Below are 15,186 nucleotides of genomic sequence, written 5' to 3'. Positions count from 1 at the left end.
AACTGTGGGAGCGAGCTTGCTCGCGATGCTTTTAAGGCGCCCAACCCGGTTTGCGTTTCTGTACGAAGGCCATCGTCCCTTCGACACCTTCCGCCCCGGTCACGGCTTCACTGAACCACTCGGCCGCCTGGTCGAGCAACGGTCCCAGCGGTTGTTCGGTGCTGGCCAGCAACAAGGCCTTGGTCGCGGCATTGGCGCCTGGTGCGCAGCACAGAACATGGGCGAGCACTGCATCCAAGCGTTCGGCGAGGGCTTGTGCATCGTGTTCGACAAAATGCACCAGCCCCAGACGTCGCGCTTCGTGTCCGTCAAAACGCGCGGCGGTCAGCGCCAGGCGTCGTGCCTGTGTGAGGCCGATACGCTGGACCACGAACGGTGCGATTTGAGCTGGCAGCAGGCCGAGGCTGGTTTCCGGCAAGCCGAACTGGGCGTTGTGATCGGTCAGCGCAATGTCGCTGACACAAACCAGACCGAAGCCACCGCCGAGCACCGCACCTTGCAGCACCGTGATCAGCACTTGCGGCGCGTGCTGGGCTTCTTCGAGCAGGGCGCCAAACGCGCGGTTCAACTCACGGTAGGCCTGCTGACCTTGAGCGCGAGCGTTGGCCATGTCTTTCAAATCGCCGCCGGCAGAAAAATGCCCGCCGGCACCGCCGAGCACTATCGCGCGGATGTCCCGGTCATCGCGCACCGCCGCGAGTACTGCGCGCAATTCGGCGACCATCTGCAAGCTCATGGCGTTACGGCAGTCCGGCCGGTTCAAGGTGATGTGCAGAACGCCGTTGTGCAGTTCCTGCAGCAGGGTCTGGCAAACGGGCAAGGTGGTCATTTTTTCTTCCCGGGCAGGATGCCCATCAATTTGCAGATGATCCCCAGCATGATTTCGTCGGCGCCGCCGCCAATCGACACCAGCCGTACATCACGGTAGGCGCGGGCTACCGGGTTGTCCCACATATAGCCCATGCCACCCCAATATTGCAGGCAACTGTCGCTGACCTCCCGTCCCAGCCGCCCGGCCTTGAGTTTGGCCATGGACGCCAGGCGCGTGACGTCCTGGCCTTTGACGTATTGCTCGGTAGCCTGGTAGACCAGCGCACGCAGGCATTCGATTTCGGTTGCAAGTTCGGCGAGGCGGAAGTGAATCACCTGATTGTCGATCAGCGCATTACCGAAGGTTTTGCGCTCCTTGCAGTACTCGATGGTGCTGTCGATGCAGTACTCCAGACCCTTGATCATGTTCGCCGCACCGAACAGGCGTTCCTCCTGAAACTGCAGCATTTGCATCATGAAGCCTGCACCCTCATGGCCGATGCGGTTGCGTTGCGGCACGCGCACGTTGTCGAAAAACACCTGGGCGGTTTCCGAGCTGCGCATACCGAGCTTGTCCAGAGGCGAGCTGAGACTGATGCCGGGGCTGTTCATCGGCACCATGATCAACGACTTGTTGATGTGCGCCTTGTCGTCCGAGGTGTTGGCCAGCAGGCAGATAAAGTCGGCGCTTGGGGAGTTGGTGATCCACATTTTGCTGCCATTGATCACGTAGTCATCACCGTCCTTGCGCGCGGTGGTTTTCAGCCCGGCGACGTCAGAACCGGCACCGACTTCCGAGACGCCGATGCAGCCGACCTGTTCACCGGTGATCGCCGGGCGGAGGAATTCTTCACGCAGCTCATCGGAGCCGAAACGGGCGAGGGCCGGGGTGCACATATCGGTTTGCACGCCAATCGACATCGGAATCCCGCCGCAATGAATGGTCCCGAACTCTTCAGCGGCGACAATCGAATAGCTGTAGTCCAGGCCCATGCCACCGAATTTTTCCGGCTTGGAAATCCCCAACAGACCGAGCGCGCCAGCCTTGCGGAAAATCTCGTGGATCGGAAAACGTCCGGCCTTTTCCCATTCATCGACGTACGGGTTGATTTCGCGGTCGACAAAATTCCGCACGGTACGGCGCAGTTCTTCGTGTTCCTGGGTGAAGATCATTTTTATTGTTCTCCCGTGATCGTTCCCACGCTCTGCGTGGGAATGCAACCAGTGACGCTCTGCGTCACAAAAGCGGACGCGGAGCGTCCAGTGAGGCGTTACCACGCAGAGCGTGGGAACGATCAGTCAGAGCCTCAAAAACGTGCAATACCAAAACTGTTCGGTTGCAACTGACGAACCTCGGCCTCATGGCAGATATCCAGCAGGTAGCCGAGCAAAGTGCGGGTATCCCGAGGATCAATCAGTCCGTCGTCCCACAGGTTGGCGCTGCCATAAAGTGCAGTGGACTGGCTGTCGAGTTTTTGCGCGGTGACCTGTTCCAGCGTGTCGAGCATCTTCGGGTCCGGGACCAGACCGTCCTTGGCTTGCTTGGCTTCGGTGACGATGCGCAACACCTTGCCGGCCTGGGCGCCGCCCATCACGGCGGTGCGGCTGTTGGGCCAGGCGAAGATGAAGCGCGGGTCGAGCCCACGGCCGCACATCGCATAGTTGCCGGCACCGTAGGAGCCACCGACCACGATGGTCAGCTTCGGCACCCGCGCGTTGGCCACTGCCTGAATCATCTTCGCGCCGTGTTTGATGACTCCTTGCTGTTCCGATTCGGTGCCGACCATGAAACCGGTGGTGTTATGGAAAAACAGCAGCGGTGTCTGGCTCTGGTCGCAGAGCTGGATGAACTGCGCAGCCTTGCTGGCACCTTGCGGGGTGATTGGACCGTTGTTACCGATGAAACCGCAGGGCCGCCCCTGGATCTTCAAATGGCCGCACATCGTTTGCTGATCGAACTCGCCCTTAAACTCGAGAAAGCGCGAGCCATCAGCGATGCGCGCAAGGATCTCGCGCACGTCGTAGGGCTTTTTCGGATCGTCGGGAATCAGCCCCAGCAGTTCGTCGATGGGGTAGAGCGGCTCGTCCCAGTGTTCGGTGTTGCGCTGCACTAACTGCGCATTCCACGGCAACAGGCTGACGATTTCGCGTACCAGGCGCACGCCGTCGGTATCGTTTTCGGCCAGATATTCGGCAGTTCCGGCGATTTGCGCGTGCATCTCGGCGCCACCGAGTGCTTCATCGGTGGCGACTTCGCCGGTAGCAGCCTTGAGCAGCGGGGGGCCGGCGAGAAACAGCTTGGCTTTGCCACGCACCGCCACCACGTAGTCCGAGAGCCCTGGCTGATATGCGCCGCCAGCGGTGGCCGAACCGTGCACCACGGTGATTTGCGGCAAGCCCATGGCTGACATCCGCGCCTGATTGGCGAAGCTGCGCGCGCCCTCGACGAAAATCTCCGCGGCGTAATTGAGGTTGGCACCGCCGCTCTCGGCGAGGGTGATCACCGGCAGTTTGTTTTCCATGGCGATCTGTTGCAGGCGCAGGGACTTTTTCAGGCCGCTGGGGGAAATGGTCCCACCCTTGATCGCGCTGTTGTTGGCGACCACCAGCACCCGCACGCCGGACACATAACCAATCCCTGCGATCAACCCGCCACCGGCCTGGCTGCCGTCCTTGTCGTCGTGCAGTTTGTAGCCGGCCAGGCTCGCCAGCTCGAGAAACGGCGCGCCGGGATCGAGCAGCAGGTTCAGCCGTTCGCGAGGCAGGAGTTGCCCGCGTTTGTCGAATTTCGGTTTGGCCTCTGCGGCTTTGGCCAGCAGGTTGCGTTCCAACTGGCGGAACTGTTCGATGCTGCTCAACATCGCCTCGCGGTTCTGCGCAAACTGCGGGCTGTGGATGTCGAGTTGCGATTCAATCTGCGGCATGGCTCAGTCCTCGCCCTTGAGTACGTCGGGTAAGCCTGCGCGGTGAAAGCCATTGAAGGATTCACTGTGCTGCGCCTTGTGCAGTGGCCAGGCACGACTGCCGAGGCTCGCCGCACCGTCGATCCGCAGTGTGCTGCCACTGATAAAGGCCGCCGCCGGGCTCAGCAGGAAAACGATCGCCGCGCTGACTTCCGATTCGGTGCCGATACGCTTGAGCGGCACGTGTTCGCGCAGGGTCGGGATCACTGCTTTGAATGCACCTTCGTAGGTGTCCATGCCGCTGGAGGCAATCCAGCCCGGCGCCACCGCATTGACCCGCACCCCGGCGTAACCCCATTCGAACGCGGCGGTCTTGGTGAAGTTGTCCATGCCTGAACGTGCCGCGCCCGAGTGCCCCATACCGGGCATGCCGCCCCACATGTCGGCGAGCATGTTGACGATACTGCCACCGTGCTTGCTCATCGACTGATTGAACACCTCGCGAGCCATCAGGAACCCGCCCACCAGATTGGTCCGCAACACGGTTTCGAAACCCTTCTGATTGATCGAGGCCAAGGGCGCCGGGTATTGGCCGCCAGCATTGTTGACCAGGCCATGAATCGGCCCGTGGTCCTTGATCAGTTGCCCGACCAGTTGCGTAACCGCGCCCTCGTCGCGGATATCGCAGGCCTGCCAAGCCGCCTTGCCACCGTCCTCGATGATTTCCGTCGCGACCTTTTGCAGCTTCTCGGGTTTGCGCCCGACTAACAGCACATGAGCGCCAAGGGCCGCCAGTTCGTGGGCAGTGCAACGGCCGATGCCACTGCCGCCGCCAGTGACAATAATCGTCTGGCCGGAAAACAGATCGGCTTTGAATATCGAATCGAAGGCCACGGCAACCGTCCTCTAGTTGACTTGGTCGGCGATGCCTTGCGGCACCGGGATCTGGATTTCCAATAGCTGCTGGGCGAACGCCTTGCCTTGCGGGTCGATTCGCAAGCTGGCCACGCCACCGCCACCAAGGGCGTTTTCCAGAAGAAAATTCAGGCTGTGAGTGCCGGGCAAATACCAGCGCTCGACACGCCCGTGAATCGGGTCGAGAACGTGGCTCATCCAGTCGACGATCACCGCAGGTGTCAGTGCTTCGGCGATCCACGGCAGGTATTCGGGGGCGCGGGCCATGACGCCGATGTTGCTGTGATTGCCCTTGTCGCCGGAGCGCGCCACCGCAAGTTTCACCAGTGCCACACTGGCGTCGGCTCGCCCATGGGGTTTGGGCGGATCAAAGGGCAGCGGCAGGTCGGCAACGTCAAGGTGATCGAGTGCGGGCAGGGCGCAGGGATGACGTTGGCCTTGCAGGTCGATTTCCAGCGCGCAGGAATTTTTGTCGATCAGGAACGAGAACAGACGGATCAACGGGTACACCGTCGGCCGACCGCCGACGATGCCGGTCAGCCCCGGTGCCATGCCGGTGGCGGCTTGGGCGATCTCGCGGGAAAACAGGATCAGCGCTTGTTTGTCCGGGTGCCGCACCGCCAGTTTGATCACCACTTCGCGGCTGTCCTGACGCTGGCCATGCGGACCATAAGTCGCTTCGCTGCCGAGCAGCTCGATGTTCACTTCACTGTAGGGCGCCCAGCCGCGTTGACTGAACATTTCCGAAGTCTTGGCGATGATCGCCTGGCTCACCCGGCGTGCCTTGGCCACCGCGTCGATCCCGGCGATCAGGCAACTGGCGGTGCAGCGAAAACCGTCCGGCCACGTCGCACAGACCTTGTATTGACGGGGCGCTGGCAAGCCTTTGGCGCCGTGAACCTGCACGGCGTTTTTGCCGTGTTGCTGGAGTTTGACCAGGCTGAAATCGCAGACCACATCGGGCAGCAGATAGGCACGCGGGTTGCCGATTTCGTACAGCAGTTGCTCGCCGACGCTCAGTGGTGTGACCAAACCACCGGTACCTTCAGGTTTGCTGACAATGAACTGGCCGTCGGCGCTGACCTCGACGATGGGAAAACCGATGTGTTCGTAGTCCGGCACCTCTTGCCAATCGGTGAAATTGCCACCGGTGCACTGCGCGCCGCATTCGATGATGTGCCCGGCCAGCGTGGCCTGGGCCAGTTTGTCGTAGTCCTGCCACGACCAGCCGAACTCATGCATTAACGCAGCGCTGACCACTGCGCTGTCGACCACTCTGCCGGTGATGACGATGTCCGCGCCCAGGCGCAGCGCCTCGACAATGCCGGGGGCGCCGAGGTAGGTGTTGGTCGACACGCACATCGGCGGCAGGGGGGCGCCGCTGAACATTTCCTTCACACCGCTGGTAGCCAATTGCTTGAATTGCGGTTGCAGGTCATCACCGAGCAACACCGCGATCTTCAATGGCACACCGGCTTTATCGCATGCCGCTTGCAGCGCTGCTGCGCAGGCCAGTGGATTGACCCCGCCGGCGTTGCTGATCACACGGATGTTCTGTTCGCAAAGTTGCTTGAGGAGCGGGCTGAGGACTTCGACGAAGTCGGTCGCGTAACCGGCCTGGGGATCTTTCATCCGTGCGCCGGCCAGCAGCGACATAGTGATTTCTGCCAGGTAGTCGAACACCAGATAGTCCAGCCGGGCACCTTCAACCAACTGCGCGGCAGCGGTCGAGGTGTCACCCCAGAAGGCACTGGCGCAGCCGATACGAACGGTTTTGTTCATTGCAAGCCTCCGACAGAAGTGGCTAGAGACTACCAAGCAAGCGCTTGGTTTGTAAATGTTGGTTACATCTTCTTCCCAAGCGCTTGCTTGGTCGTCCCGGTCAGCTTAAATTGCCCGCGCAACCCACTGTTTTAGTGGTCTGATCGCACATTCGATTGAGCGACTGTAGGAGAGAACGGGTGGACGAGCAAAAAGCCCTGCTGGTAATGCGCGAGTTGGTCGACAACGGGCAACTGACCGATCCCGACAGCGCTCGCGGCAAACTGATGCAAATGGCCGCTCACCTGTTTCGCAACAAGGGCTACGAGCGCACCACGGTGCGTGACCTGGCCAGTGCGGTCGGGATTCAGTCGGGAAGCATTTTTCATCACTTCAAAAGCAAGGATGAAATCCTGCGGGCGGTGATGGAAGAAACCATTCGCTACAACACCGCATTGATGCGCGCCTCCCTGGCGCAAGCGACCAATGTGCGCGAGCGGGTGCTGGCACTGATCCGCTGTGAGTTGCAGTCGATCATGGGCGGCAGCGGCGAAGCAATGGCGGTGCTGGTCTATGAATGGCGATCGCTTTCGCAAGAAGGCCAGGCCCAGGTGCTGGCGCTGCGCGATATCTATGAGCAGATCTGGCTGCAAGTGCTGGGTGAGGCGAAAGACGCCGGTTTCATTCGCGGTGACGTGTTTATCACCCGACGTTTTCTAACCGGTGCGCTGTCCTGGACCACCACCTGGTTTCGGGCGGACGGCAGCATGAGCCTTGATCAATTGGCCGATGAAGCCTTGGTTCTGGTGCTGGGGGAAAAGTGACCGTTTCGCTAAAACTGATTAAAACTAATTAAATAGCCATCACCAAGTTGTCGAAGTGGATAAAACCGCCTAGCTTGGTTGTAGTCGAAATTTTTTCAGAGGTGGGCCTGTTTTGATGTCTTCGCCAGTTCGGAAGGCTTTACGGATTTCGCTGATGGCGCTGGGGGCGCTGTTGGTACTGCCGGCTTCGGCCGCGCAAGTGGTGCAGGTGGGCGCTGCGCATTTTCCGCCGTATACCGTTCGACCGGAGAATGGCGACGATACCGGGCTGCTGCCGCAGTTGGTCGAGGCGCTGAACAAGCTGCAAACCGACTATGAGTTCAAACTCGTGCCGACCTCATTGCAGCGTCGATTCGGTGATTTCCAAGATGGCCGGACTGACATGGCAATCTTCGAAAACCCGGAGTGGGGCTGGAAGGATATCCCGCACAGCACCGTCGACATGGGGCTGGAAGATGCTGAAATCTTTGTCGCACAGAGCAAGCCGGATCGTCAGCAGGGTTACTTCGCCGATTTGAAAGGCAAGCGTCTGGCGCTGTACAGCGGTTATCACTATGAATTCGCCAATTTCAATAACGATCCGCAATTTCTCAAGGACACTTACAACGCGACGCTCACGACTTCCCACGACAGCAATATTTTAATGATCCTTCGTGATCGGGCCGACATCGCACTGGTCACACGTTCGTACCTTTATGATTACCTGCTGCGCAATGAAAAGGTCGGGGCACAGTTGCTGGTTTCCCAGCGTATCGATCAGGTTTATCACCATTACGCGCTGTTACGTCCGCAAGCGCCGATCAGCGCAGAAACCTTCGGCAAATTGCTGCAAGGCCTGCGGGACAACGGGCAGATGCTGAAGATTTTCGATCCGTACAAAATTGCCATCGTGCCGGTGCCGAAAAGCTGAAGTCAGGCCAACCCCTTGACCCGAAACTTGCGCTTGCTCGGAGAGGTTCAAGAGCGTATCTACAGAGCGGTTCAAAAAAACTGAACTACAACACACAGGCTGCGATCTTTTAGCGGCGGGCGAAGGTACCGCTGCGCTTGCCCGAAACCTTGCGGCAATGCACCAGGGCATCTCGGATCATGAAGTTCACCAAGGTCGGCGATACGCCGAGTTCCTTGGCGATGTCCTTTTGCGGCACGCCGTGCAGGCGATACATCTCGAAGGCGTAGCGGGTGCGACTCGGTAACTGACCGAGGGCGTCAGCGATGTTTTCCAGAGTCGAGAAGTTGATGTGCGAGGTTTCTGGCGAGGCATCGTGAATGACCACGTTCAAGCCTTCTTCTTCGGTGCCCGAATACTTTTGTTCCAGCGCCTGTCTGCGGTAGTGATCAATTGCCAGGTTGCGCACGATCTGAAACAGATAGCTCAACTGAGCCTTGAACGAGGAGGTGATTTGCGGTGCTGATTGCAGCCTGAAAAACGCATCCTGAACGACATCTTCAGCGCGGGATCGGCAGCCGGTAATGCGGGCTGCGATTTTGACCAGAATCAGTCGGTTATCAACGAACGCCTGGAATAAGGGTGAGTCGCACATACTTGTGGTTACTGGTTCCGTCATGGAAATCACCTTGCTGCAAAAAGTAAGTAGGACGACCAGAGGGGCGGAGCCGTCCCACGCATCGAGTGACAAGCTAGTGTCAATGATAATTATTGTCAATTGATAGTGATTGTTATATTGCGGGCCTCTTTGGCCAACGCCCCACGCAGGCAGCCCTTGAACCGCGCTTGCTGCCGACCAGCGCAGACTTGTTACAACCTCTATTGAAGTTCGGATTGACTGTCCCTCGTCACCGGGACAGGCTGCCGGAGTTTTTTGGTTGACCCCATTCAGAAAGGAGACCGTGGATGCCCTTCGCTACGATTGATGGACAATCGCTTCACTACGTTGATCAGGGCTGTGGTCCAGTGGTGCTGTTGGCCGGCAGTTACTTGTGGGACCAGGCCATGTGGGCGCCGCAGATTGCGGCGTTGTCACAACACTATCGGGTGATTGCCCTGGACCTGTGGGGGCACGGGGAGTCCGGGCTGTTACCAGTGGGCATGACTTCGCTGGATGATCAGGCGCGGCAGGTACTGGCGCTGCTTGATCATCTGGATATTGACCGCATCAGCCTGGTCGGCCTTTCGGTCGGCGGCATGTGGGGCGTGCGTCTGGCGTTGTCGGCCCCGCAGCGTCTCAATGGCCTGGTGTTGATGGACACCTATGTCGGTGTCGAGCCCGAGCCGACTCGCCAGTACTATTTCTCGTTGTTCAAGCAGATCGAAGACAGCGGTGTCATCTCACCGCAGTTGCTCGATATCGTGGTGCCGATTTTCTTCCGCCCAGGCATCGATCCTCAGTCCGCGCTCTATCAGGATTTCCGTGCCAAATTGGCCGCGCTGCCGCCTGAACGTTTGCGTGAAAGCATCGTGCCGATGGGCCGTATTACGTTTGGTCGTGATGACCTGTTGCCGCGTCTGGGTGAGCTGAATCCTGAAACCACGCTGCTGATGTGTGGTGATGAAGACAAACCGCGGCCACCGTCGGAAACCAGGGAAATGGCCGAGTTGATCGGTTGTCCGTATTTGCTGGTGCCGGAGGCAGGGCACATTTCGAACCTGGAGAATCCTGAGTTCGTTACCGAGGCGCTGCTGAAGTTTCTGGCTGAGAGAACTCAGAAGACCGCGTAATCGTTCTTCGCGAGCAAGCTCGCTCCCACAAGGGATGCATATCTCTGTGGGAGCGAGCTTGCTCGCGATGGCGTCGGTGAGACCACCAACACTCTGACGGTAAAAAAAACTACTTCGGCCCGAGAATCTTCACCAGTTTTTCCGGCGACGGCGCGCCTTGCTGTTGCTGCAATTCACCCTTGTCGTCCATGTAGAAGATGGCCGGGGTGGCGGACAATTCGAGTTCCTCCATCAATTTCATGTTGGCGTCGAGTTTGGCCTGGACCGCGGCAGGAATGCTTGTCAGCGCTTTCAGCGAGCTTTGCTTGCCGGCCTTTTCGTGTTCCTCCAGGGCCTTGCTCGGGTCCTTGCTGACTAACAGCGCAGCGGATTTGCCGGGGCTGTCTTCACGGATAATGCCGACCATGATGTGCCGCAGCTGCACTTTGCCGGCCTTCACCCACGGCCGGGCCTGCTCCCAGAACATATTGCAATAAGGGCAGTTCGGGTCGCTGAACAGGTAGACGGTACGCGGCGCATCCTTGCTGCCATCGGCGATCCAGTTGCTGGCTTCCATCTTCGCCCAGACTTCCTTGGCCATTGGTGCGTAGACCAGCTTTTGCAGCGGCTCGGCGCTCAGGTCCTTGCCATCGGCGTCGTACAGGTTGCCGAGCAGCACATGCTGGCCGTCGGGCGTCAGGTACAAGGCCATGCCGCGGTTCTGATACTGCGCCGCATAACCACGCAGGCCGTCAGGCGCATCGAAACTGCCGATGATTTTCGCGCCTTTTTCTTCGATCTTGCGGATCGCCGCAGGCAGTTCTTCGGCCTGCAGCATCGGGATTTGCAGCAACGCTGCGCCCAGGGATAGCGTCAGCAGGTGGCGGAGGCGGGGCATGGCAGTTTCCTTGAAGGTGTGGCCTGTATGGCTGAAGTTGGGGAGTCGAAGTTTTCCAGGGCACGGGCCAGGCTGGCTTCCGATAGTTCACCCAGGTGGCTACCGAGCATTCGGCCTTCGGCGCTGTAGAACAGCGTAGTCGGTAGTGCCATGGAGCCGACGGCCTGACTCAGTCGGCCGCCGCCATCGAACAGCACATTGGAAAGGCTCAGGCCTTGGGTGGCGAGGAAGGTGCTGACGCTTTGCATGCTTTCGGCCTGATTGACGAACAGAAAGGTCAGGTCGGGCCGATGTTGCTGGGCGTTCTCCAGCACCGGCATTTCGCGTCGGCAGGGCGGGCACCAGGTGGCCCACAGGTTGATCACCAGGGGGCCGCCCTGATAATCGCTCAGTTGCACGGTTTCGCCGGCGGCATTGCGCAAGACGATGTCCGGCAGGCGAGTACCTTGTTCGTAAAGGTTCAGGGAGAAACTCGCCAGCAACCAGAACAACAGGCCGCTGCCGACACCAAAGCCCAACGGTTTGCGCAGCGCCGGTTGGCGCCAGCCCCGCAGCAGTGTTGCCAGCAGCAGGGCAATCACCCCGGGCCAGGCGAGGAAACCGCCATCGCGCAAGTCGATGATCTGCCACGGGTCATCACGGTAGTGGGCCCAGTAGGACAGCACGAAACCCACTCTGGCCGCGAGCAAACCCAGCAGGAACAGACTGAACAGCACCGACTCGGGGTTCTCGCCACCGCGCTTGGCCACCCGCCAGCCGACCAGGGTGGCCAGTGCCAGGGCACTGATCAGCAGCAGGTGGTTGAGCGCAATGGCAAACGTGCCGAGGGTAAAGGTCAGCATCAACGAGCGTCCCGAGTCATGTTCCAGTGTTGGAGGAAACCGGCAGCATCGACCTCTCCGGTGATGCGCTGGCTGCGGCGCTCGATGCCGTCGGTGCCGATCCACAACAGGCTTGGCGGCCCCGGCACTTTATAACGGCCGAGCAGTTCACGGCTGGCGGCATTGTCAGCGGTCACGTCCAGACGCAGCAAGCGGACATCTTTCAGAGCGTCCACTACCTGAGGTTTGCCGAACACCTGTTTTTCCATGATTTTGCACGACACACACCAGTCGGCGTAGTAGTCCAGCAGCACCCACTGGCCTTGGGCGCGAGCAGCGTCGAGTTCGCGTTGCAGCGCAGCGGGATCCTTGACGGTGATGAAAAGGTCGTCGGTCGCGGTGCCGGCGACGCGGGGCGACGCCTGTGCACTGTAAACCTGCAACGGATTGAACAGGTCATCACTGCCACCCGCAGCACCGATCAACAGCAGGCTGCCCCACAACCCGGAAAGCAGTGCCATGCCACCGAACACATGGGCGGCGCGGCCAAATCCGCCGGTCTGGCGCCAGGCGCTATAGGCGATGATCAACAACAGCGCGCCCCACAGGCCGATCCACAGTGATTCATCAAGCACTGGCCGCACCATCACCAGCGCGGTGCCGAGGAACAGGAAACCGAAGATACCTTTGAGCAGGTTCATCCAGGTGCCGGGTTTGGGCAAGAAACGGTTGCCGACGGTCACCAGCAACAACAGCGGCAAACCGATGCCGATGCCCATGGCGAACAGGATCAGCCCGCCGTGCAATGCGTTGCCGCTTTGGGCGATGTACAGCAAGGCCCCGGCCAGCGGCGCAGTCATGCAGGGGCCGACCAGCAAACCGGACAAGGCGCCGAGCGCGCCGGCACCGATCAGGCTGCCGCCGCCTTGCATGCGACTGGCGTTTTCCAGACGATCACGCAGCGCGACCGGCAGTTGCAGTTCGAAGAAGCCGAACATCGGCAAGGACAACAACACAAACACCACGGCGAAGCTGCCAAGTAACCAGACGTTCTGCAACAGCGCCTGCAAGTTCGCACCGAGCAATGCGGCCAGCACGCCCAGTGCCGAGTACACCAGCGCCATGCTGACCACGTAACTGCCGGCCAAGGCGAAACCACGCTTGGGGCTGGCGCCGCTGCCGACGATCAAACCGGCGAGAATCGGCAGCATCGGCAGCGAGCAGGGGGCGAAGGCCAGCAGCAATCCCAGACCGAAGAACACCAGCAAACTCCAACCCAACGCGTGCTGTTGCAGATTGCTGGCCAAGGCTTGATCCGGGGCTTCACTTGCGCTGACCACCGCTGGACCTCCACCCAGTTCAATCACCTGAGTTTGCGGCGGATAACATAAGCCGGCATCGGCACAGCCCTGAAACCCCACTTTGATCTGACCACTGGCGCCGGCCGGGATCTTCAACTCCAGGCCCTGGCGATAAATCTGCTGATCACCAAAAAACTCGTCGCTGTGGGCTTCACCCACAGGCAGCACCGGTTGCTGTTCTGGGGATAAACCATCGAGCTTCAGGCGTTTTTGATACAGGTAGTAACCGTCGGCAATCTGCCAGAACAATTGGGTTTCCCCGGACTGAAGGCGTTCGGAGGTCAGGGTGAATGCCTGCCCGACCGGGAGAAAGTCGGGTTTGGTCGCGAACGGATCAGTTCCAGCCTGGGCCAGGCCCGAGATCAGGAGAACAAAAAGTAGAAACAGTCGACGCATGGGTAAGCCTTGGCTCTGTGCAAGTGAGGTGCACATTGGCGGGTGGCGATTAACCGATGATTAACCGCAGCCATGAAGGGGCCGGCTGTGCCGTTGTCGCACCGCACGCACGTCAATCGCGTAATAGCCCCGGCCATGATTCGTCATTGACTTTGAGTGGCCCGGTCTCGGTCCGGTTGTTGTCGATGCTGTATCTGATGTACTCGTTATTAGTCAGGAAAATATAGTAATACCGATTGAACAGCGGGTAATCGTTTTGTACGGCACCAATGATTCGATGTTTGTAGCGTTCCAGACCTGGATAGTCACTGTTTGTGATGGGGATATGGCTGATTTTGTGTAACTTGTGGGTCGCTGCTTCAGGTTGCAGGTCAAGATGCAGGAATGTGCCATCGCTCAGAATGAAGCGAAATACACTTGGGCGACCGGGTTTATACCACCACGTGCCGGCTACAATGCGGTCGAAGTACGGGAGTAGTTGATGCCATATCGAGTTTTTTACAGGGCGCGTGACAGAGACTTTGTCGGTGTCCTGATCATATTTACAGACCATGGGAATGTCGCCTTCGTAGTAGAAAAGCCACAAAAAGTCCGGGTCGAAGCCACCTGTAGTTTCTTTGCCTGGATTGGGGTCCTGTGCGTTTGCAGAGAAACCAAAGCGTAGGTGCTTGGCGTGCGAGTGGAAATCATGCCAATTATGGGCGTTGATATCGGTGGGGTATCCTTTTTCGACGGTATTGTCACCAAGATCAAATCTTGAGTATGTATTGGTGTCTTTGAAGAAAAAGTAAATCTTGTCTCTTCCGGCGCGCCAATCGACGGCGACGAAGTTCTCAAGTGCTGGCATGATTAAATTCCTTTTGATCAGTGTTGTGTTGTGCCGGGCGCGACGCGCTTTGCCAAAGGGTGGCGTCGCGCTTTATGAAGTGTTGGTGTCAGGTTTGCCTGACGGGTGAAAGGGGCAGTCAGCCGCGTAACAGCCCAGGCCATGAGGCTTCATCGATCGGAATCGGTCCCAATACTCTTCGTTCTTTAAAGTCAAATCTCAGGTATTCATTTTCGGTCAGGAAAATGTAAAAAAAAGTATTGAATGCGGGGTGGTCGTTCAGTACTGCGGTAATCATGCGCTCCTTGTATTGCTCCAGTTCGCTCCACATGGAATTTTTGAGGGGTTTTGGCTTGGGGACTCTTCCCAGCCAGGGACTATAGGAGAGATAGTTTCCGTCGTTAAGCAGTATCAAGAAAGTGTGCTTGATGTCCGCCTTTTCATCCCACATGACACCAACAATCCGCCCGAAATAGTCTTGCAGCGGCCACCATTCAGTTTCTGATACAGGTTTTTTGAACTCAACCTTGTCAGTTCTTTGTTTGTACTTGCATACCATCGGTGTATTGCCTTCGTAGTAGAAAAGCCAGGCGATATCACCGTCGTTGACGTGCTTCCAATTAACGCCCGAGGTGTTGAATCCGAAGCGCAGGTCTTTCACGTTTTTGCCAAAGTCGTCCCAGTGATCATCAACAGAGGTGGGGTGATTTTCCTCGGTCCTGTTATCTCCAAGGTTAAAACGAGAGTAGGTATTAGAGTCCTTGAAGAAGAAGTAAATGCGATCGGCGCCTAGTCGCCAGTCGACGGCGACGAAGTTTTTCATTGTTGTCATTGTTTGATTCCGTTCAGTTGAGTTGAAGAGTGCTTTCTTGTAGAGGCGATTTCTTTGTATGTTTTTGGGTTGTATTAATATTGCCGTTTGGCGATTTAAGCTTAAGGTGAAAGAGCGAAATTTTGAATGGGTATTAACAGGGTTGTGTGTTTCAAGTTGAAACCGAAATAATGGTTGTTG

At 58.4% G+C, this 15,186-nt stretch carries 14 protein-coding genes; 3 read left to right on the top strand and 11 right to left on the bottom strand.

Translation table 11 applies throughout. The features are described 5' to 3' along the window. Window positions 1-31: 31 nt before the first annotated feature. The 5 genes from AC1DIG_RS25730 to AC1DIG_RS25710 form a co-directional block, all read right to left on the bottom strand. Window positions 32-829 (bottom strand): enoyl-CoA hydratase/isomerase family protein, encoded by a 798-nt coding sequence (locus tag AC1DIG_RS25730; protein ID WP_477769562.1) that lies wholly within the window; start codon window positions 827-829, stop codon window positions 32-34. Continuing rightward, window positions 826-1,983, bottom strand: coding sequence for a citronellyl-CoA dehydrogenase (gene atuD, locus AC1DIG_RS25725; RefSeq protein ID WP_477769561.1), 1,158 nt, complete (start codon window positions 1,981-1,983; stop codon window positions 826-828). Before atuD ends, AC1DIG_RS25730 begins: the two co-directional genes overlap by 4 nt. Window positions 1,984-2,117: 134 nt before the next feature. Next, window positions 2,118-3,734 (bottom strand): geranyl-CoA carboxylase subunit beta, encoded by a 1,617-nt coding sequence (gene atuC, locus AC1DIG_RS25720; RefSeq protein WP_477769560.1) that lies wholly within the window; start codon window positions 3,732-3,734, stop codon window positions 2,118-2,120. A 3-nt stretch (window positions 3,735-3,737) separates the two neighbouring features. Beyond that, window positions 3,738-4,607, bottom strand: a complete 870-nt coding sequence (locus AC1DIG_RS25715) for an SDR family oxidoreductase (protein WP_477769559.1) — start codon at window positions 4,605-4,607, stop codon at window positions 3,738-3,740. A gap of 12 nt (window positions 4,608-4,619) precedes the next feature. Continuing rightward, entirely contained in the window at window positions 4,620-6,410 is a 1,791-nt protein-coding gene (locus tag AC1DIG_RS25710) for an acyclic terpene utilization AtuA family protein (protein WP_477769558.1), read from the bottom strand. Between the two features lie 179 nt (window positions 6,411-6,589). On the opposite strand from AC1DIG_RS25710, the gene AC1DIG_RS25705 reads away from it, so the two are divergent. Then, window positions 6,590-7,213, top strand: coding sequence for a TetR/AcrR family transcriptional regulator (locus tag AC1DIG_RS25705; RefSeq protein ID WP_477769557.1), 624 nt, complete (start codon window positions 6,590-6,592; stop codon window positions 7,211-7,213). 115 nt (window positions 7,214-7,328) lie between these two features. Continuing rightward, window positions 7,329-8,123, top strand: a complete 795-nt coding sequence (locus AC1DIG_RS25700) for a substrate-binding periplasmic protein (RefSeq protein WP_477769556.1) — start codon at window positions 7,329-7,331, stop codon at window positions 8,121-8,123. A 109-nt stretch (window positions 8,124-8,232) separates the two neighbouring features. Here the strand turns inward: AC1DIG_RS25700 and AC1DIG_RS25695 are convergent, their stop codons facing one another. Continuing rightward, a complete protein-coding gene (locus AC1DIG_RS25695) occupies window positions 8,233-8,781 on the bottom strand; it encodes an RNA polymerase factor sigma-70 (protein WP_477769555.1) in 549 nt (182 codons plus the stop codon). 287 nt (window positions 8,782-9,068) lie between these two features. Between AC1DIG_RS25695 and AC1DIG_RS25690 the strand changes: the two genes are divergently transcribed. Continuing rightward, window positions 9,069-9,893: an alpha/beta fold hydrolase gene (locus tag AC1DIG_RS25690; RefSeq protein ID WP_477769554.1), complete on the top strand. Its 825-nt coding sequence runs from the start codon at window positions 9,069-9,071 to the stop codon at window positions 9,891-9,893. Between the two features lie 109 nt (window positions 9,894-10,002). On the opposite strand, the gene dsbG is transcribed toward AC1DIG_RS25690, so the two are convergent. From dsbG to AC1DIG_RS25665, 5 genes are all read right to left on the bottom strand, one after another. Then, window positions 10,003-10,770 carry a thiol:disulfide interchange protein DsbG gene (gene dsbG / locus AC1DIG_RS25685; protein ID WP_477769553.1) on the bottom strand — a complete coding sequence of 256 codons (768 nt, stop codon included), beginning with the start codon at window positions 10,768-10,770 and terminating at the stop codon, window positions 10,003-10,005. Beyond that, complete coding sequence (locus AC1DIG_RS25680; protein ID WP_477769552.1) at window positions 10,746-11,612, bottom strand: TlpA family protein disulfide reductase; 867 nt, start codon at window positions 11,610-11,612, stop codon at window positions 10,746-10,748. The genes dsbG and AC1DIG_RS25680 overlap by 25 nt, the downstream gene beginning before the upstream one ends. Then, complete coding sequence (gene dsbD, locus AC1DIG_RS25675) at window positions 11,612-13,348, bottom strand: protein-disulfide reductase DsbD (protein WP_477769551.1); 1,737 nt, start codon at window positions 13,346-13,348, stop codon at window positions 11,612-11,614. The genes AC1DIG_RS25680 and dsbD overlap by 1 nt, the downstream gene beginning before the upstream one ends. 112 nt (window positions 13,349-13,460) lie before the next feature. Continuing rightward, entirely contained in the window at window positions 13,461-14,195 is a 735-nt protein-coding gene (locus AC1DIG_RS25670; protein ID WP_477769550.1) for a hypothetical protein, read from the bottom strand. Window positions 14,196-14,313: 118 nt separating this feature from the next. Continuing rightward, window positions 14,314-15,006 carry a hypothetical protein gene (locus AC1DIG_RS25665; RefSeq protein ID WP_477769549.1) on the bottom strand — a complete coding sequence of 231 codons (693 nt, stop codon included), beginning with the start codon at window positions 15,004-15,006 and terminating at the stop codon, window positions 14,314-14,316. Window positions 15,007-15,186 lie beyond the last annotated feature (180 nt).

The sequence above is a fragment of the Pseudomonas sp. 05N431 genome (genome assembly GCF_056397005.1).
This window is presented reverse-complemented; position numbering and strand designations above follow the sequence as displayed.